The following is a 19190-nucleotide window of genomic DNA, read 5'->3' on the forward strand; positions in this document are numbered from 1 at the left end:
GGCGGGGTCGGGTCGGGGGTTACGAGGCCTGGCGCAGTGCCGTCACCCGCTGCGCCAGCTTCTTCGCCGAAATGCCGGTACGTGCCCCCAGCTCCTGCGCGAACAGTGACACCCGCAGCTCTTCCAGGTCCCAGCGCAGCGCCTGCCATTGCGGGCGATCGCGCAGGCCCTGCTGCTCTGCCGTTTCCAGCGCTTCCAGGAACGGATGCAGTTCCAGCATGCGTGCCTGGTCACGTGGCGGATCACGCTTGGCGCGCTCGCTGCGCAGGATCATCGCCTTCAGGTAGCGCGGATACTGCGCCAGCGCGTCGGCCGGCGTATCGCGCAGGAAACCGGGGTGGATCAGCCCGGACAGCTGCGCTTCCATGTCGTCCAGGTTGCCGCGCGCCCAACCCATCAACGGTGCTTCCAGCATCGGCTTCAGTTCCGCCACCAGCGCCAGGATGGTTTCGGCCAGTTTCAGCCGCGACATGGCCTCGCCGAACAGGGCCTTGGCCGCATGCTCACGGCGCTGTTCGAAGGCCGCCGCATCGCGGATGTCTTCCAGGCCCTCCGCCAACACCGCGTTCATCGCCGCATCCACCAGGTCACCACGCAGGCGCTCCTGCGACTCGATCGCCGCATACAACAGGCCGGTCTTGGCGCCCACCGGCAGCTGCTTGCGCGCCTGCTTGACCTTCTCGGCCAGGGCGATCTCCAGCAGCCGGCGCACGCCCAGCGGGTGAGCCTCCTGTGCCTGCTGCCGATCGGCGAAGATGCGCAGCGCCACACTGTCACCCTCGTCCAGCAATGCCGGATAGGCCGGAACGCCGGCTTCACCGGGCACCTGCAGCGGTATCGGCGTCGCCGGGAACGTGCGCAGGCCATCGGCCGCCATCTCGCGGCCAGCGCGTGCAGCGAAGGCATCGCCGGCACGACCGCCGAATTTCGCGCGCAGTGCGTACAGATCACGCGAAGTGGCCAGCACCTTGCCCTGCTCGTCGCGCAGCCGCAGGTTCATGTGCAGGTGCGGCTCGATCGAACCGGGCTCGAAATCGAGCGCGGTCACGGTGGCACCGGTTGCACGTGACAGGAAACGCGCCAGTTCGCCGGTGATGGCATCGGCGCTGGGCTGCGGGAACGCCTCGTAGAACGCACGGCCGAAGTCCGGCGCCGGCACGTAGTTGCGACGCATTGCCTTGGGCAGGCTGCGGATCAGTGCCGAGGCCTTGTCGGCGACGAAGCCAGGCGCCAGCCAGCCCAGCTGCACCGGGTCCAATGCATTGAGCAGGTGCAGCGGCACGTCCAGGGTCACGCCGTCATCGTCGGCACCCGGCTCGAAGCGGTAGTGCAGCGGCAACCGCGCCTGGCCCAGCGCCAGGTATTTCGGGTAGCGCTCCTGCTCACTGCCCTCGCCGGGCAGCAAGTCTGCGAGCGACCAATGCAGCGCCTTGCGCTGTTCCGGTGCCAGTCCCTTCCACCAGGTATCCAGGCCCGCAGCCGAATGGATCTGCGGCGGCACCCGGTCCAGGTACCAGCGCGCCTGCCAGTCCTCGTCGGCGACGATGCCGGCGCGACGCAGCTTGGCTTCCTCCTCGCGGGCGACCTCCAGCACTTTCTGGTTGTCGGCCACGAAACTGGCGCGGGTGTTGATCTCGCCGGTCACCAATGCCTGGCGCACGAAGATGTCATGTGCCTCGCCCGGCTCGATGCGGCCGTAATGCACCGGCTTCTTCGGCGCCAGCACCAGGCCGAACAGGCTGATCTGCTCGGAGGCCAGCACCTGTCCCTGCGCGCGCGACCAGTGCGGATCGAAGTGCTTGCGCAGCAGCAGGTGCGGCAGCTCGGCAATCACCCAGTCCGGTTCGATCGCGGCCAGGGTCATGCCCCACACCTTCTGCGTATCCAGCAGGTTGGCCACCAGCAGCCACGGCGGCGGCCGCTTGGACAGCGCCGAACCCGGGAACGGCAGGAACCGGCGCTGGCGTGGCGCCTGGAAATCGCCCTTCTCGGTGCGGTGGCCGATCTGCGTCGGCAGGCCCGCCACCAGCGCCCGGTGCAGGGTCTGGTAGGCGGCGGCGCGTACACGTTCGCTGAAACCGCCGCCAACCGGCGCCTGTTCCTTCTGCGCGCGCACGGCCACCGGCGCCGGTGCGGCCTCGGCCTTGCCTTCGCGGGCCAGGCGCGCGGCGCGGTGCAGCTGGCCCCGGGTGGCTTTCACCGCCGCCGCGTCGTCACGCGCCGGTGCCGGCGCACTGCTGCCGGCCAGCAACGGCGCCATCGACGCCTCGCTGGCCTCTTCCTTCCAGCCCAGTTCCTCGCACAGCAGCCGCAGCTGGCGATGCAGCTCGCGCCACTCGCGCATGCGCAGGAAGCCGAGGAAATGACGTCCGCACCAGTCGCGCAGCTTGGACTGGGTCAGGTCTTCATGGGCCTGCCGGTAGGCATCCCACAGGCGCAGCACGCCAACGAACTCGGAGCGGCCATCGGCGAACTGCGCGTGCGCGCTGTCGGCCGCACCACGCGCTTCGGGTGGGCGTTCGCGCGGGTCCTGGATGCCCAGGAACGAGGCGATCACCAGCATCGGCCGCAGGCAGCCTGCGGCCTGCGCGGCCACCAGCATACGCGCAAGCTTCACGTCCACCGGCAGGCGTGCCATCTGCTTGCCGATGGTAGTCATGCGCCGCTCGGCGTCGATCGCGCCCAGTTCGGTCAGTTGCTGCCAGCCATCGGCCACCGCACGCTCGTCCGGCGCCTCAAGGAACGGGAATTCCTCGATGCGGCCCAGGCCCAGCTGCAGCATGCGCAGGATCACCCCGGCCAGGCTGGAGCGGCGGATTTCCGGATCGGTGAATTCGGGCCGCGCCTGGAAATCGGCTTCGGCGTACAGGCGGTAACAGATACCTTCGGCGATACGTCCGCAGCGACCTTTGCGCTGGTTGGCGCTGGCCTGCGAGATCGGCTCGATGTGCAAGCGGTCCAGCTTGTTGCGCGGACTGTAGCGCTTGACGCGGGCGAAGCCCGGATCGACCACGTAACGGATGCGCGGCACCGTCAGCGAGGTTTCCGCCACGTTGGTGGCCAGCACGATGCGCCGGTTCGGCCCGGGGTTGAACACCCGGTCCTGGTCCTGGTTGGACAGCCGCGCGTACAACGGCAGCACCTCGGTATTGCGGTACTTGCGCCGTTCCAGCGACTGGTGCGCATCGCGGATCTCGCGCTCGCCCGGCAGGAAGATCAGCACGTCGCCGCGCGCATCCAGGCGGGTGATCTCGTCAATGGCCGACACGATGGCGTCGTTGACGGTGCGTTCGCCCTGGTCTTCGCCCTCGCCTTCCAGCGCGCGGTAGCGCACTTCCACCGGATAGGTACGGCCTTCGACGCTGATCACCGGCGCATTGTCGAAATGCTGGGCGAAGCGCTCGGTGTCGATGGTGGCCGAAGTGACGATCAGCTTCAGGTCCGGGCGCTTGCGCAGCAGCTGCTTCAGGTAGCCCAGCAGGAAATCGATGTTGAGGCTGCGTTCGTGCGCCTCGTCGACGATGATCGTGTCGTAGTTCGACAGCCAGCGGTCACTGGCGATCTCCGCCAGCAGAATGCCGTCGGTCATGAACTTGATGCGGCTGTCTTCGCTGACCTTGTCATTGAAGCGCACCTGGTAGCCGACCAGCTGGCCCAGTTCACTCTGCAGTTCCTGTGCCACGCGGCTGGCCACCGCACGTGCGGCAATCCGTCGCGGCTGGGTGCAGCCGATCATGCCGGCCTGGCCACGGCCGGCAGCCAGGCACAGCTTCGGCAGCTGGGTGGTCTTGCCCGAGCCGGTTTCACCGGCGATCACCACCACCTGATGTTCGCGGATCAGCCCGATGATGGCGTCGGCTTCACGCGCAATCGGCAGCTGCGGGTCCAGAGTAATGGACGGCTGCTGTTGCGCCCGCACCTGCCGGCGCTGCACCGACGCCTGCAAGGCCTGCTCGAAGGTGGCGGCCAGTGCCGCATCCTGTGGCTTGGCCTGGCAACGCGAGAGCATCCCCAGCAAACGGCCCCGGTCGCGGCTCATGGCGCCGTCGATGGCGGCACGCTGTTGGCGCAGGCGGGGTGATGGATTTTTATCGATAGAGTTCATCAATCGGTTCGTTCAAAACTTTGAAAGCGACCAGTCATCACGACCGGTTTATTGTGAAGGCCAACGATTCCACAAGGAGGAACCCCATGGCGAAGACCAAGAGCACGACCAAGGCCAAGACCGGCAAGCAGAAGCTTGCTGCGGCGGCACCGTCGGCACCGAACATCGATATCGGGATCACCCAGGGCGACCGCAAGAAGATCGCCGACGGTCTGTCGCGCTTCCAGGCCGATGCGTTCACGCTCTACCTGAAGACGCACAACTTCCACTGGAACGTGACCGGGTCGATGTTCAACTCGCTGCACACCATGTTCGAGACGCAGTACACCGAGCAGTGGGCGGCACTGGACGACGTGGCCGAGCGCATCCGCGCGCTGGGCTTCAATGCCCCGGGCTCCTACCGGGAATTCGCTGCGCTGACCTCGATCGCCGAGGAACCGGGCCTGACCGACAGTGCGGACTGGCGTGAAATGGTACGCCAGTTGGTGGTCGCCAACGAAGCGGTCTGCCGTACGGCACGTGAAGTGCTGGAGGTGGCGGCCAAGGGGGATGACGCCCCGACCGAGGATCTGATGACCCAGCGGCTGCAGACACACGAGAAGTACGCCTGGATGCTGCGTTCCCTGCTCCAGTAAGGGTTGGGGGTGTTCGGCAGGGCTGCGCCCTGCACCCGCAGAGGCCTTGAATCAAAGGCCAGAGCCAGAGCAGAAGCTGGTTTCCTGAGGGTTGGCGGGGTGGATCCGGTGGCAGGGGACGCCGTAAACCCGTCCTTGGGGGCTTGGCCGCGGCATCCATGCCGCGGACACCCCTGCCACCGGACCCACCCCGCCTTCGACAGATTTTCGCGATCTGCCGGCAAAGCCATTGGGGTCGGATCCGTTTTCCGTCGGAAAACGGATCCGACCCCATTTTGTTTGTCGATATCTGACAGATTTCATCCACGCATGGCGTGGATGGATCCACCGTCACCGGGAAACTGTCGGGGGTGGGGCGGTGTGGGCTTGCAGGACCGTTGGCGCCATGGATGGCGCCATCGAGCCCCCAAGGACGGGTTTACGGCGTGTCCTGCAAGCCCACACCGCCCCGCCCAGCCAGAAGACACCCCAGAGCCGGCTGTTGCCTTTGACGTTGCTCTGGCTTGTAGCAGGTGCAGGGCGCAGCCCTGCCGCCGCCTCCGGGAGGTAAACTAGCCGGATGGCTTCCCGTCCCGCGCACGACCTGCTCCAACGCGTCTTTGGTTACGACGATTTCCGTGGTCCGCAGCAGGACATCGTGGAGCATGTGGCTGCCGGTCATGATGCCCTGGTACTGATGCCCACCGGCGGTGGCAAGTCGCTGTGCTACCAGGTCCCGGCCCTGCTGCGTGACGGATGTGGCATCGTCATCTCGCCGCTGATCGCGCTGATGCAGGACCAGGTCGAAGCCCTGCGCCAGCTCGGCGTGCGTGCCGAGTACCTGAATTCAACCCTGGATGCCGAGACCGCCGGCCGCGTCGAGCGCGAACTGCTCGCGGGTGAGCTGGACATGCTCTATGTCGCTCCCGAGCGGCTGCTGACCGGCCGCTTCCTGTCGCTGTTGTCGCGCAGCCAGATCGCCCTGTTCGCCATCGACGAAGCCCACTGCGTGTCGCAGTGGGGCCACGACTTCCGCCCGGAATACCGCCAGCTGACCGTACTGCACGAGCGCTGGCCGCAGATCCCGCGGATCGCGCTCACCGCCACCGCCGACCCGCCGACCCAGCGCGAGATCGCCGAGCGCCTGGATCTGCAGGAAGCACGCCACTTCGTCAGCTCCTTCGACCGCCCCAACATCCGCTACACCGTGGTGCAGAAGGACAACGCGCGCAAGCAGCTGACCGATTTCCTGCGCGGCCACCGTGGCGAGGCCGGCATCGTCTACTGCATGTCGCGGCGCAAGGTCGAGGAGACCGCTGAATTCCTCTGCGGCCAGGGCTTCAACGCCCTGCCCTACCACGCCGGCCTGCCGCCGGAAGTGCGCGCGAACAACCAGCGCCGCTTCCTGCGCGAGGACGGCATCGTCATGTGCGCCACCATCGCCTTCGGCATGGGCATCGACAAGCCGGACGTGCGCTTCGTGGCGCATACCGACCTGCCCAAGTCGATGGAAGGCTACTACCAGGAAACCGGCCGCGCTGGTCGTGATGGTGAAGCTGCCGAGGCCTGGCTGTGCTACGGCCTGGGCGACGTGGTACTGCTCAAGCAGATGATCGAACAATCCGAGGCCGGCGAAGAACGCAAGCAGCTGGAGCGGGGCAAGCTCGATCACCTGCTGGGCTACTGCGAATCCATGCAGTGCCGCCGCCAGGTGCTGCTGGCCGGTTTCGGCGAGACCTATCCCCAGCCGTGCGGCAACTGCGACAACTGCCTGACGCCGCCGGCCTCGTGGGACGCGACCATTCCGGCGCAGAAGGCACTGAGCTGTGTCTACCGCACCGGCCAGCGCTTCGGCGTCGGCCACCTGATCGACGTCCTGCGTGGCAGCGAGAACGAGAAGGTGAAGCAGCAGGGCCACGACAAGCTCAGCACCTACGCCATCGGCCGCGATCTGGATGCGCGCACCTGGCGCAGCGTGTTCCGCCAGCTGGTCGCCGCCAGCCTGCTGGAAGTGGACAGCGAGGGCCACGGTGGCCTGCGCCTGACCGATGCCAGCCGTGACGTGCTGACCGGCCGCCGCCAGATCAGCATGCGCCGCGACCCGGCCAGCAGCACCAGCGGACGCGAGCGCAGCGCGCAGCGCACCGGGTTGTCGGTACTGCCGCAGGACCTGGCACTGTTCAACGCCCTGCGCGGCCTGCGTGCCGAACTGGCGCGCGAACAGAACGTGCCTGCCTTCGTGATCTTCCACGACAGCACCCTGCGCAACATCGCCGAGCAGCGCCCGACCAGCCTGGATGAACTGGCCCGGGTCGGCGGCATCGGCGGCACCAAGCTGAGCCGCTACGGCCCGCGCCTGGTCGAGATCGTGCGCGAAGAAGGCTGACGCCGCGCTCCCTGTAGCACCGAGCCCACGCTCGGCTGCCGTGGCCGCAGAAGCAGCCGAGCGCGGGTTCGGCTCTACATTGGTGCAGGTCCAACCTTGAACCGACCATTCAGCCGGAAGTGCATCCACGGCCGCTTGCGGCTAGATTAGCGCCATGTCCCTCGCCTCGACCCTGCTCCGTGTCGTGCTCATGCTCAGCCTGCTGCTCAACGGGCTGAACGCGGCCATGGCCAGCGGTCACGAGGAAATGGGCCGGATGACCCACGCGGCAGCCGCCCTTGAAGGCGGCAATGCCGACTGCCACCACCACGCCGCCATGCAGGCCGATCAGGCCCCGCAGGCCAAGGCCCCCGCCCACGACGCCCACTGCCAGATCAAGGACTGCGTGCGCAGCTGCGCCCAGCACCCGCTGCTGGTGGTGCAGGCGTTGCCGTTCATGGCCGGCCCGGCGTTGTCGCTGGCACCGCAGCCGATGCCGGCCACCGGCCGCCCGTCGCCGCCGCTGCCGCCGATCTCACGCCCTCCCATCGGCTGATTCCACACGTACTGTGCGCCCTGCGCACCGGGGCCGGCGGCCTGCCGGCGTCTTTCCGTGTCTGGAGTCTCCACCATGAATACCCGCAATCTCCCCGGTCCGGGCGCTGTGCCCATGCCGTCGCGCCGCCTGTTCGTGCAGGGCCTGGCCGCCGGTGGCGTGGTCGCCGGCATCGCCGCTGTCGGCGTGCCGCAACGCGCGCTCGCCGCCGCCACTGCCGCCCCACGGCTGGCCGGTGCCCCCGCCGTGCTCAGCGATACCCGCATCGAACTGGCCATCGGCGAATCGCTGGCCAATTTCACCGGCCGCACCCGCCCGGCGATCACCGTCAACGGCTCGTTGCCGGCCCCGATCCTGCGCTGGCGCGAAGGCCAGACCGTGGACCTGTTCGTGCGCAACACGCTGGAACGCCACCCGACCTCCATCCACTGGCACGGCATCCTGCTGCCGGCCAACATGGACGGCGTGCCGGGCCTGAGCTTCAACGGCATCGGCCCCGGCGAAACCTACCACTACCACTTCCAGCTGAAGCAGTCGGGCACCTACTGGTACCACAGCCACTCGATGTTCCAGGAACAGGCCGGCCTGTACGGCGCGCTGATCATCGACCCGGCCGAACCGGCGCCGTACCACCACGACCGCGAGCACGTGATCATGCTGTCGGACTGGACCGACATGGATCCGGGCGCGCTGTTCCGGCGCATGAAGAAGCTGGCCGAGCACGACAACTACTACAAGCGCACCCTGCCCGACTTCCTGCGCGACGCGAAACGCGACGGTTGGTCCGCGGCGCTGTCCGACCGTGGCATGTGGGGCCGGATGCGGATGACGCCCACCGATATCTCCGATATCAACGCGCATACCTACACCTACCTGATGAACGGCACCGCCCCGGCCGGCAACTGGACCGGCCTGTTCCGCAGTGGCGAAAAGGTGCTGCTGCGCTTCATCAACGGCGGGTCGATGACCTACTTCGACGTGCGCATCCCCGGTTTGAAGATGACCGTGGTGGCCGCTGACGGCCAGTACATCCACCCGGTCAGCATCGACGAATTCCGCATCGCTCCCGCCGAAACCTACGACGTGCTGGTCGAACCCACCGGCCAGGATGCGTTCACCATTTTCTGCCAGGACATGGGTCGCACCGGCTACGCCGCCGGCACGCTGGCGGTACGCTACGGGCTGCAGGCACCGATTCCCGCGCGCGACCCACGCCCGTTGCTGACGATGAGCGACATGGGGCACGACATGGGCGGTGGTGGCCACGGCGGCCACGACATGGCCGCGATGAAGAGCACGGAAGGTAGCTGCGGCGCCAGCATGGGCCACGGTGCGCACGGCGGCGGTGCCGCCAGCAAGGTACCGAAGCATCCGGCCAGCGAGCGCAACAACCCGCTGGTGGACATGCAGAGTTCGGCCACCGAGCCGAAGCTGGACGACCCTGGCATCGGCCTGCGCGACAACGGCCGCCAGGTGCTGACCTACGGCGCGATGCGCAGCCTGTTCGAAGACCCGGATGGCCGCGAGCCGAGCCGCGAGATCGAGCTGCACCTGACCGGCCACATGGAGAAGTTCTCCTGGTCGTTCGATGGCGTCCCGTTCGCCAGCGCCGAGCCGCTGCGGCTGAACTACGGCGAGCGCATGCGCATCGTGCTGGTCAACGACACCATGATGCAGCACCCGATCCACCTGCACGGCGTGTGGAGCGATCTGGAAAACGCGCAAGGTGAGTTCCAGGTCCGCAAGCACACCATCGACATGCCGCCGGGTACCCGCCGCAGCTATCGCGTGCGCGCCGATGCACTCGGCCGCTGGGCCTACCACTGCCATCTGCTGTACCACATGGAAGCGGGCATGATGCGCGAAGTGAGGATCGAAGAATGAGCCGCTCACTGCTTTCCCCCAGCCTGCTGGCCCTGGGCCTCGCCGCCGCGTTGCCGGTGTTCGCGCAGTCGCACGCCGGCCATGACATGGGCGCGATGAACGCGCCTGCGAAGAGCGCGAAGGCCCCGGCCGAACCGGTCGATCATTCAAAGATGGATCATTCGGAGATGGACATGGGTGCGGCGGATCAGGCCGGCATGGACCACTCCACGATGGACCACTCGAAGATGGACCATGGCGCGATGCAGCCATCTGCGATGGACCATTCGCAGATGGACCACGGGGCGATGGGCCACGGCACGCCTGCACCCACCGAACCGCGCGAACCGATCCCGGTCCCGACCGATGCCGACCGCGCCGCCGCCTTCCCGCCGATCGCGCATGGCGCGATGGAACACGCGCCGGAGATCAACAGCCTGCTGCTGATCGACCGGCTTGAGCATTGGGATGGCAAGAGCAGCAACGGCCAGGCATGGGAAGCCACCGGCTGGGTCGGCGGCAACATCAACCGCCTGTGGCTGCGCACCGATGGCGAACGCAGCCGCGGCCGCACCGAATCGTCGTCACTGGAAGCACTGTATGGCCGCAGCGTGTCGCCGTGGTGGGACGTGCTGGTCGGCGTGCGCCAGGACTTCCGCCCGTCCGACTCGCGCACATGGGCGGCCATCGGCATCCAGGGTCTGGCGCCGTACAAGTTCGAAAGCTCGGCCACGCTGTACATGGGCTCCGGCGGCCAGGTGTTGGCCAAGGCCGAGGTCGAGTACGACGTGCTGTTGACCAACCGATTGATCCTGCAGCCGCTGCTGGAAGCTACCGTTGCGGCCAAGGACGAGCAGGAGTACGGCATCGGCCGTGGCCTGAACAAGGTAGAGGCCGGCCTGCGCCTGCGCTACGAGTTCAGCCGTCGCTTCGCGCCCTACATCGGCATCAGTCACGAACGCAGTTTTGGCGACACCGCCGACTATGCCGGTGACCACGCGCGCGACACGCGCTGGGTGGCCGGCGTGCGCATGTGGTTCTGAGCAGCGGATCGTGAGCAATGGCCAGCCCCGGCAGCCGCCGGGGCCGGCTACACTGCGCCACGTTCCAATGCAGGCACCGCCATGTCGTTGCAGATCCGCCGCGCCACCCTTGCTGATGTCGACGCGCTGTCGGAGATCGCCATCGCCACGTACAACGAAACCTGGGGCGATTCCTATCCGCCGCAGGAGCTGCACGATTTCCTGCAGGCGCACTACAGCAGCGAACCGCAGCGCATCGAACTGTCCGACCCACGCAGTGCCATCTGGCTGTTGCTGGACGGTGACGCCGTGGTCGGCTACCTGGCCGCGGGTGCCAACACCTTGCCGCACACGGATGCATGCGAAGGTGACATCGAACTGAAGCGGTTCTACATCCTGGCCGCACACCAGAACGGCGGACATGGTGCACGCATGATGGACGCGTTCATGGCGTGGCTGGACCAGCCGCAGCGCCGCACCCTGTGGGTAGGCGTATGGGAAGAGAATTTCGGCGCACAGCGCTTCTACGCGCGCTATGGCTGCAGCAAGGTTGGCGAGTACGACTTCATCGTGGGCGATACCCACGACCGCGAGTTCATCCTGCGTCGGCCGTGATCACGCGCCCCATGTAGAGTGAAGCTTGCTCGACTGTTAGCGCCAAACGTCGAGCATGGCTCGACGCTACAAACTAGAAATCGAACAACTCCGACAGGAAGCTGTCCTTCTTCTTTTTCTTGTAGCCGTGTCCCCGGTTGTCCTCGTAGCGCTGGCCGAGGTGGCGGGTATCACGGTGCGTCACCGGTGGCGGCGCGGACGCCGGCTGAGCCTGCACGGGCGCTGGCGGAGGTACTGCAGCACCGGCGCCCGCACGTTCGATGATCTTGTCCAGCTCGCCACGATCCAGCCACACACCGCGGCAACTCGGGCAGTAATCAATCTCGATGCCATGGCGCTCGGCCATCTGCAGCGTCTGGGTCTTGCACACGGGGCACAGCATCGGCATTGCTCCTGTCGGTCTGGTTTCGACTGTACCTGCACCGCGATGACTGTGCGGCAACGCATGACCGATGGCACAGGGACTTCCGGCGTGTGCCCACATGCGTACCGCGGGGCACACTGCGCCCTTGTTCCGCAGGGAATGCGTACATGACCGTGTTGTCCCGCCTGCCCACCACCGCACGCCTGTTGCTGGTGCTGCTGGGCGTCGGCCTTGGCCTGAACCTGCGGGATATCGCCGCGGCCATCGGCGCACCCACTCCCGCACTGCCCATCCCCTATGGCGGCAGCCTGTTGGACAACGCGCTGGCGGTACTGGTGGCACTGCTGCTGGCCGCGCTGCTGCGGCCCCGTGACATGGGCCTGATGGCCAGCCTGGGGCTGCGCGGCAACGGCTGGAGCGGCCCCATGTGGGTGCTGCTGGCCAGCCTGCCGTGCTGGCTTGGCCTGGCGCTGCTCGGAACACCGAACAGGGCACTGACTGCACTGGATGCCGCCATGCTGGCGGTGCTGTTCCCGCTGGCCGAGGAAGTGCTCTTCCGCGGCCTGGGCTTCGTGCTGCTGGTGAAGATCGTGCGCGGCCCCTGGCCATGGCTTGCACTGCCGCAGGCGCTGCTGTTCGGCATGGCGCACTGGCTCGGCTTCGGTGGGTTCGACGGTGGCGGCATCGCGCTGTTCGTCGGCGCGGTGATCGCCGTGGGCGGCTTCATCTTCGCCTGGCTCGACCACCTTGATGGCAACACGCTCTGGTGCGGCCTGGTCCTGCATGTTTCGATGAACCTGGCCTGGAATGTGTTCAGCCTCGATGACGCCCTCGCATTGGGCTGGCAGGCCACCAGCCTGCGCATCGGCACCGCCCTGCTCGCGGTCACGGGGCTGGCCTGGCACGTGCGGCTCCGGCGCCAGAGAGGCCTGTAACGCCCGCTTAGCTTGCCGTGCACGTCGGGATCACTACCGGCTTACGCATACTTGCGCGCCTTTTCACCGTTGCTGTCCGGAGTTGTCGCGTCATGTTGCTGTCCAAGCGCCACGTTGAACCCCGCGTCCTGCTCATCGAGGACGCCGAGGAAACCCGCGAACTGAGCCGGCTGGCGCTGGAAAGCCAGGCCTGCCACGTAGTGGGCGTGAGCTCTGCCGAAGCGGCGCTGGGCCTGCTGGCCGCCGGTGAGCGTTTCGACCTGCTGTTCACCGACGTGAATCTGGGCGCGATCAGTGGCATTGAAGCCGCCAACCGGGTCCGCGGCCTGTATCCCCAGCTGCCGATCCTGGTGACGTCGGGCATGGACCAGCACCAGGTGCTGCCGCAGCTGCGCGACGGCATCCATTTCCTGCCCAAGCCGTACAACATGAGCGAGCTGCTCGACGCCATCCGGCTGTGCTTCCGGCACGCCGATGTGGGCGTATTGACCGGGCCGGATGCACAGGCGGCCTGAGGCATTCATCAACCGCTGCTGTACGGTCCGGTACCCGGGAACACCTTCAGCAGTGCGCGGGTGATCATGTCCGGGTAGACGGTGAAGTGATCCTCGTCATCGATCACCATGTTCTCCACTTTCAACGATCGCCCGCTGCTGCGCAGCTGCTCGGCGAATTCGGCGTTGTGGCGCAGCATGTCGTTGCGGGTGAAGTAACGCGGTTCGGGCTTGACCGTTTCAAAGCTGCCCACCGACAGCACCACCGTGGTCGGCTGCGCCGGCGCCTTGGCTTCGGCCTGCATGCGCGGCACCCGATGGTCGTCGAACCACAGCGACGGGCTGGACAGGATGTAGGTGCGGAACATGTCCGGGCGCGTGGTCAGCACATAGGCGCCGAACAGGCCACCATAGGAATGCCCCGCATAGGCACGCCGCGCCGGATCGGTGCGGTAGCGCGCGTCGATCATCGGCAGCACCTGCCCAGCGAGGAAATCGCGGTAGTGCGCCGCGCCGCCGTAGCTGACGTCATCGCTGTAATCACGCGGATCGGTACGCACCGGGTCGCTGGGCGTGTAATCGCGCGAGCGGCTCTGCTTGGAGGTCAGGCCTTCCTGCGGCGGTAGCCCGACCAGGATGAAATCCTCGATGTTGACGCCCTTCTGCCCGACCATGTTGCGCACGCTGCGCACCAGCGGGAAGCTGTACAGCGCATCGGTCACGTACAGCACCGGGTAGTGCTTTTCCGGATGCGCCGCGTAGTCGGCCGGCAGCGCCACCCAGACCGGATAATCGCGGCCGACCGGGTCGTGCACGCGCAGCGCTTCGGTGTCCGGCAGCACCACACCCGGCGTGGCAGTCGGCGCACTGTCCTTCGCTTCACTCTGCATTGCGGGCGGCGCCACCGACATCGCACAGCCACTCACGGCCAGGCAGGCCGCCACACTCCATCCACGCACACGCTGCATCCACACGCTCCCGTTGCGGGCGGCGCACCCGATGGCGCCGCTGCCGCATCGTTGCATGGTGTGCAGGCGGGTACCAGTGCGGTCAGGGCGAGGCCGGCGGCGGCGCCGGGAACAGCGTGCGCAGCGCCTGCAACGCGGCCGGATGATAGATCGTGGCGTGGGTTTCCTCCGGCAACGGCAGGTACTTCACCAGCGGCGACGGCGACGCCTGTTGCAGCAGCGTGGCCAACTGCGCGGCGGACGCAGCCAGCTCTGGCTGCCCACTGCTGGCCAGGAACACGCGCGGCTGCGCACGCGTCACCGCCGGCAGCTGCTTGGCCGCGCCGGCCAGCATTGCGCCACGGTTCCACCACAGGCTGGGGTCCAGCGCGATGTAGCTGTTGAACAGCGTCGGCTCCTGCAGCAGCGTCTCGACCACGAACAGGCCAGCCAGCGACTCGCCGATCAACGCGCGCTCCTCGGTGGTCGGGTAACGCTGACGCACCTGCGGCATCAGTTCATCGCGCAGGAAGGTACGGTAGGCCGCCGAGCCGCCGATGCGCGGCGCGATCTTCTGGTCCTGCGGGTCCTTGCTGGGGCCGGTCATGTCGCGGCGGCGCTCGGTGTTCTCGATGCCAACCAGCAGGAACGGACGCATGCTGCCGTTGCCGCTGAGCACCTGCACCAGCCCGGCCACATGCAGGAAGTCCTCGCCGATGCCGCCGTCGGGCATGTAGAGCACCGGTAGCGGCGCCTTCGGGTCCAGCCCCCACGGCTGCGGGCGGTAGACGTTGATACGACGGGTCTCGCCCAGAGCCTTCGACTCGATGGTGAAGGTCTCGCCGATGACCAGCGGCGTGGCGGCGGCGGGCGACGCGGATTCGGCGGCCATCAGCGGCGCGGCGGAGACGACGGACAACAACAGCGACAGCACGATCAGACGCATGGGACGGCCCATCCTGGGAAAGATGCCGAGCATAGACCGCCGGAGGCACTGTCGTTCGCGGCACTTTGCCGATCTGCCGGAACTGGAGCACCATGGAGCCGGTGATGGTCATGCAACGGGCACTTTGGCTCAAGGACTGGTCGCCGCCACGCTCATATCCACAAGGAGGTTCCCATGTTGAGTGTATTGATCGCCACCACCCTTGCCGCCGCCTCACCGCAGTCCAGCAGCACTCCGCCAGCATCCGCAGCGTATGCGGACTGCCTGCTCGCCCACCTCCAACCGGGATTGTCCGACCACGCGATCCCGCTGCTGCAGCAGGCCTGCGTCGCGAAGTATCCGGAGAGCTACGTCGCATATTCAGAACTGGAACGCCGGATCAGCGCGCAGCGCCGGGCTGACTTTGACGCGGCTCAAGCGGAAGCCGTGCGTTCCGCGAATGCGGCAGCGACGGCCGCACAGCAAGCTGCCGACGCGGCGGCCGCAAAAGCCAAGGGAATGCGGGCGAAGTAGAGGCCACGGACCAGGGCAACAAAAAAGGCACCGCATTACGGTGCCTTTCTGAATGACCTGGGTCATTGGATGCAATGGTGGGCCGTGAAGGATTCGAACCTTCGACCAAAAGATTAAAAGTCACCGGTCAACCCGTTATCTTTCAACAACCTACGCCCATATCCGTTCCGCATGCAAGATCAAAACGAACTCTTCAAAGCCTTGCGGCACAACGGGTTAGGAAATTTTGCGGAACGTCTTTAGGCCGCTCAGACACCACGTCGCAGCTGCTGCAGCCCTGCCCTGAGCCACGCCTTGCGTCCATCCCTCGGGCGGGGCTTTGTCTCTGGCAGCGGCTTGCGCGGTTCGAGTGCTGCCTTGATCCGCTCGACCTCCTTCGCCCCGGCCTCGGCAAGGCGCCGGGCCTGCTGCAAACAGGAATTTCCCAGGTCCGCACAACATCGCTTGGGGATGCCTACCGCCTAGCAGTATCCTCTTGAATCCTGACGCGCCAGCGATTTACGAGCGTCCGAAGCTCACAGAACGCCAATGGCTGACCTGCCCCAATTGGCCCCGGCTTGTTTACATACTCTATAAAGGCGTTGGCTCGAGTGAACAAGTTGACCACTTGTACCGAATTGGTGTCATACACAAGCTCTTCGTCAAGGTCGCCTTTTTTAATGCCAACGGCCATGAACTCGTAGAAATTGAGGATGTACTTCAAAGCGTAGATCGCTTCTGCCTTCTCCACGTTCTTAGGGGACGGGGGAACTGCATTCAATGCGTCGCGCAGTGAGGACCCTGGAAAGAAGGGATGGTAGTCAACTGGAATTTCGTGAGTCCCAGGCGGGAAGTGCTTGGAGACTATTTCCTGTCTTTTCAGAAATTCGGCGCTTTTGACCATCTCCATCGTAATAACAAACGCGTTATTGGTCCGGTGGGCACTAGTGGTAAGCCGAAAGTGAACAAACCAGCCCACAGCTGCGGCCCAAATGGCAACTAATACAGGAACAACATTGAGGAACTTGTCGTAGTGAGCCGGCGCCACTCCCTCCTTCGCAGTTAGCAGATAGAAGGAATAATGGATGTAGCCAACCCCTGCCACGACGAGCACAAAGCTCCAGACGCAGACCGTGAGGATATGCTTCTTACCAGCGTAAGCCGCCGTAATTAGAGGATAGGCAAAGAACCCGCACAGTCCAAAGTAGCAAATCGTCAAAGTGCCGAACTGCTGATCGTTATTGAGTGCGCCCCCGAACAACATCACGCCGGCGATCAAGAACGCCAGCAATGAAATCCAAGACCACCAGCACTTGGTGACCAAATCCCTAAACAACTGCTCCATGATTCCCCCTGAAACGCGAAGGGAGGGGCCTTTAGCCCCTCCCCGATCGCAGCTAATCTGATTGATTAGACTTCTACGCCAACCATCGCCATGATGAGCTCCTCCTGATTGTTGCCTCTTGCTCTAAAGCCACAGACAACTCGGCCAAACAACAAGTTCCCCTGAACAACATCGGTCAGATGCACATGGTCCAGATCCTTTTGTGGCCATTGGCCCGTTGTATCAGATGGAACCTGACACTGACAATAGCGGCATAGCCATGAACAAGTTGACAAAAGCGGCGCAATTATTCAGGCCGGCTTTAGCCGTGTCAACTAGCCGCAGACAACCCACCCCGAAGATGAACACGTTCACCGTTGCAGTGATGCATGGAGCGACGGAATCCTCTAATGCTGTGAAACATGAGCCAGACACCGTTAGAGTCACACATCTTTAATGGGCATTTTGACCACGTTTTGCGTGTCAGCCTCCCGATCATTTGGCCCCACTCCTTGCTTCCCCGCACTGCAGCGATGGCGGCTGCCGCTGGGCGCTACCCCATCCACCCGAAAGGCGGATCCTGAGCGGCCTTGGCCAGCCGGTTCCCCCGGACCTTCTCCTGCCACGCCAATATCTTGGCGACGTCCTCCCGCAACCTCGCCTCGTGCCTGGTCACCCATAGCTCGGCCCCTGCCCGGCCCTGCTCGTAGCTGCTGCACCAGCGGAACGGACCGCCGGGGCCGTGCCGATGCCGGTCCAGCGAGGCGATCCAGATTCCGTCGTTCACCCGCTGGTCCATTGCAACCACCCACACCCTGTGACAAGCGATCACAGTCGGAGGGTCATCTGGGAAGCTGGAGGACCTGGTCGTCCAGTTGAAGTCGGCGGGGAGCGGCATGGCCTGGAGGATACGGCCGGCCGTCTCAGGTCCTGCGAACGCGGCAGCGGCCTGGCTGAATGGTTCGAGGAAGGAATTGTTAAGCGCTGCATCGGCGATTTGACGAAATCGTCAATTCGCCCGAATAGCATGGTCGAGCCTGACTCGACTCTGTGCCGGCGCGGCGCTGCTCACGCGCCCCCGGGTTGAGCTGCCTGCGGCCCCGGATCCGGCACAGTCAGAATGCCCGGACCGGCGGACGCTCGGTATCGGGCAACCACCCGCTGACGTTCGGGGTTCTCCCTATGCCGCCAATCGATGCTCGTAGAACGGGTGCCGCTTATCGTCAAAGATCCGGTACAGCGCGGCTAGGTCTGCCGGGTCCGGGTTGAGCCAGGCATCCACGTGCTCGGGCTTGATGTTGATGATGGTCCGGTCGTGGCCGGCCGCGGCCACCTCGGGCTCAGGGTCGTCTGTGATCGCGGCGAACGACAGCAGATCAGGCTCCTTGCCGGCCGGATCCTTCCATTGCGACCACAGGCACGCTACCAGCATGGGCTCGCCAGTGCGCGGCGTGAACTGCACCACCTGGTTCTTCCCGTCCGGCCCCTCGACGTTCTCGTAGAACGTGTCCACCACCATCAGCCCGTGGGCGTGGCCGAACGCCGGCGCCCAGAACTTCTCAAGGCTGTCGCGACGGGCGTTGTAGGTGCCGGGGAAGCGCTGGTCGTAGTTGGCCGGCTTCCCGGCCAGTCGGCATTGGTAGCGCATCGGCTTGATGACCATCTTCCCTGCTTCGGAAACGATCACCGGGGCATAGACGCCGGGAAAGATGCGGCTGTCACGGTCCTTTGGCTCAAGGCGCTGCAGATCCGCCAGCCGCGCCTTGGCCCGCTCGATCTTGTTGCCGGCAATCCGCACGTCCTCGCGGGCCTTCTTCGTCTCCTTGACCTGCAGCGCGCGCTCAGCGTCGGCCAGCCGCTTCCGGTTGGCGAACAGCTCCTGCTCCAGGAGGGCGGCCTCGGCCCGGTTCCACTGCTCGACCTCTGCCCAGACCGCCAGCTCTGCCGGGCTCACGCCGGCCCGGAAGGCGTCATCCATGGCCTTCGGCGTCTTGGGCCGCTTCTTGCCCGGGTCGTGCGCGTAGAGCGCGGCGAACTCCTGCAGCGACAGGGTGGCGCCGGTCATCCGGACCAGCTTCTGATAGGCGGCGGTGATCTGGGCGGAATAGCACATGCCCTCATCTGGCGCCGCCTCACGTGCAGGCCATGTGATCGCGGCAGATCAGTAGTTCGTTACGTCAACCGCCATCACGATCCCGACCACGGCCTGGTTTGGTGAGCCGCCAGTCCCGATTTTCGGGATGGTGATCGCGTTGCCGAACAGGCCATGCTTCCCGCTAACGCCCTGCCCGTTGCCGATCCCCATCACGGTGAAGCTGTTCTGGAACGTGCTGGTCGCCGGCGCGCAGATCACCCCGGCGACCGTCTTGCCGGTGAAGTCAGGGAACCTGTCCTCTTCCATACCGCCATTGGGGAAGACGCCGCCTACACCGATGATCCGCATGGGCTTTGCGCCCAGCGCATACGTCAGACGGCCGTTCGCATCCCACAATGCCAGATACTGCGCATCCTCGTTGGCGGGGCGATCGAACACGTAGGCCCAGCCCTG

General features: G+C 65.7%; 15 protein-coding genes and 1 pseudogene. 9 read left to right on the forward strand and 7 right to left on the reverse strand.

The genetic code is table 11. From position 1 onward, the window contains the following. Positions 1–19: 19 nt before the first annotated feature. A complete protein-coding gene (gene hrpA / locus AC5P5S_RS04075; protein WP_062605825.1) occupies positions 20–4105 on the reverse strand; it encodes an ATP-dependent RNA helicase HrpA in 4086 nt (1361 codons plus the stop codon). Positions 4106–4191: 86 nt separating this feature from the next. On the opposite strand from hrpA, the gene AC5P5S_RS04080 reads away from it, so the two are divergent. The 6 genes from AC5P5S_RS04080 to AC5P5S_RS04105 all read left to right on the forward strand — a co-directional run bounded on the left by AC5P5S_RS04080 (position 4192) and on the right by AC5P5S_RS04105 (position 11140). Next, positions 4192–4740, forward strand: coding sequence for a Dps family protein (locus AC5P5S_RS04080; protein WP_005410730.1), 549 nt, complete (start codon positions 4192–4194; stop codon positions 4738–4740). Positions 4741–5299: 559 nt separating this feature from the next. Then, complete coding sequence (gene recQ / locus AC5P5S_RS04085; protein ID WP_005410733.1) at positions 5300–7105, forward strand: DNA helicase RecQ; 1806 nt, start codon at positions 5300–5302, stop codon at positions 7103–7105. A 154-nt stretch (positions 7106–7259) separates the two neighbouring features. Further along, positions 7260–7640 (forward strand): CopL family metal-binding regulatory protein, encoded by a 381-nt coding sequence (locus AC5P5S_RS04090; RefSeq protein WP_044570737.1) that lies wholly within the window; start codon positions 7260–7262, stop codon positions 7638–7640. Positions 7641–7715: 75 nt separating this feature from the next. Continuing rightward, entirely contained in the window at positions 7716–9524 is a 1809-nt protein-coding gene (locus tag AC5P5S_RS04095; protein WP_012481059.1) for a copper resistance system multicopper oxidase, read from the forward strand. Beyond that, entirely contained in the window at positions 9521–10546 is a 1026-nt protein-coding gene (locus AC5P5S_RS04100; RefSeq protein WP_062605819.1) for a copper resistance protein B, read from the forward strand. Before AC5P5S_RS04095 ends, AC5P5S_RS04100 begins: the two co-directional genes overlap by 4 nt. 81 nt (positions 10547–10627) lie before the next feature. Beyond that, positions 10628–11140, forward strand: coding sequence for a GNAT family N-acetyltransferase (locus AC5P5S_RS04105; RefSeq protein WP_049459228.1), 513 nt, complete (start codon positions 10628–10630; stop codon positions 11138–11140). A gap of 73 nt (positions 11141–11213) precedes the next feature. On the opposite strand, the gene AC5P5S_RS04110 is transcribed toward AC5P5S_RS04105, so the two are convergent. Beyond that, positions 11214–11522: a TFIIB-type zinc ribbon-containing protein gene (locus tag AC5P5S_RS04110; protein ID WP_044570743.1), complete on the reverse strand. Its 309-nt coding sequence runs from the start codon at positions 11520–11522 to the stop codon at positions 11214–11216. A gap of 149 nt (positions 11523–11671) precedes the next feature. Between AC5P5S_RS04110 and AC5P5S_RS04115 the strand changes: the two genes are divergently transcribed. Then, complete coding sequence (locus AC5P5S_RS04115) at positions 11672–12439, forward strand: CPBP family intramembrane glutamic endopeptidase (protein WP_495276290.1); 768 nt, start codon at positions 11672–11674, stop codon at positions 12437–12439. A 92-nt stretch (positions 12440–12531) separates the two neighbouring features. Further along, complete coding sequence (locus AC5P5S_RS04120) at positions 12532–12954, forward strand: response regulator (RefSeq protein WP_005414268.1); 423 nt, start codon at positions 12532–12534, stop codon at positions 12952–12954. An 8-nt stretch (positions 12955–12962) separates the two neighbouring features. Here AC5P5S_RS04120 and AC5P5S_RS04125 read toward each other — a convergent pair whose 3' ends face one another. Together AC5P5S_RS04125 and AC5P5S_RS04130 are read right to left on the reverse strand one after the other, a co-directional pair. Then, complete coding sequence (locus AC5P5S_RS04125; protein WP_062605815.1) at positions 12963–13901, reverse strand: alpha/beta hydrolase; 939 nt, start codon at positions 13899–13901, stop codon at positions 12963–12965. 82 nt (positions 13902–13983) lie between these two features. After that, entirely contained in the window at positions 13984–14826 is an 843-nt protein-coding gene (locus AC5P5S_RS04130) for an alpha/beta hydrolase (RefSeq protein WP_062605813.1), read from the reverse strand. Between the two features lie 174 nt (positions 14827–15000). Between AC5P5S_RS04130 and AC5P5S_RS04135 the strand changes: the two genes are divergently transcribed. Beyond that, the gene (locus AC5P5S_RS04135) at positions 15001–15339 is read left to right on the forward strand and encodes a hypothetical protein (protein WP_005410743.1); all 339 of its coding nucleotides are present in this window, start codon (positions 15001–15003) and stop codon (positions 15337–15339) included. A gap of 454 nt (positions 15340–15793) precedes the next feature. On the opposite strand, the gene AC5P5S_RS04140 is transcribed toward AC5P5S_RS04135, so the two are convergent. The 3 genes and pseudogenes from AC5P5S_RS04140 to AC5P5S_RS04150 form a co-directional block, all read right to left on the reverse strand. Next, positions 15794–16663, reverse strand: coding sequence for a DUF4760 domain-containing protein (locus AC5P5S_RS04140; RefSeq protein ID WP_495276291.1), 870 nt, complete (start codon positions 16661–16663; stop codon positions 15794–15796). Positions 16664–17822: 1159 nt separating this feature from the next. Next, positions 17823–18755 (reverse strand): SOS response-associated peptidase family protein, encoded by a 933-nt coding sequence (locus AC5P5S_RS04145; RefSeq protein ID WP_495276292.1) that lies wholly within the window; start codon positions 18753–18755, stop codon positions 17823–17825. 48 nt (positions 18756–18803) lie between these two features. After that, positions 18804–19190: pseudogene (locus AC5P5S_RS04150) on the reverse strand (hypothetical protein); the annotation flags it as partial.

The sequence above is a fragment of the Stenotrophomonas sp. YJH_SMC_54 genome, from assembly GCF_059368435.1.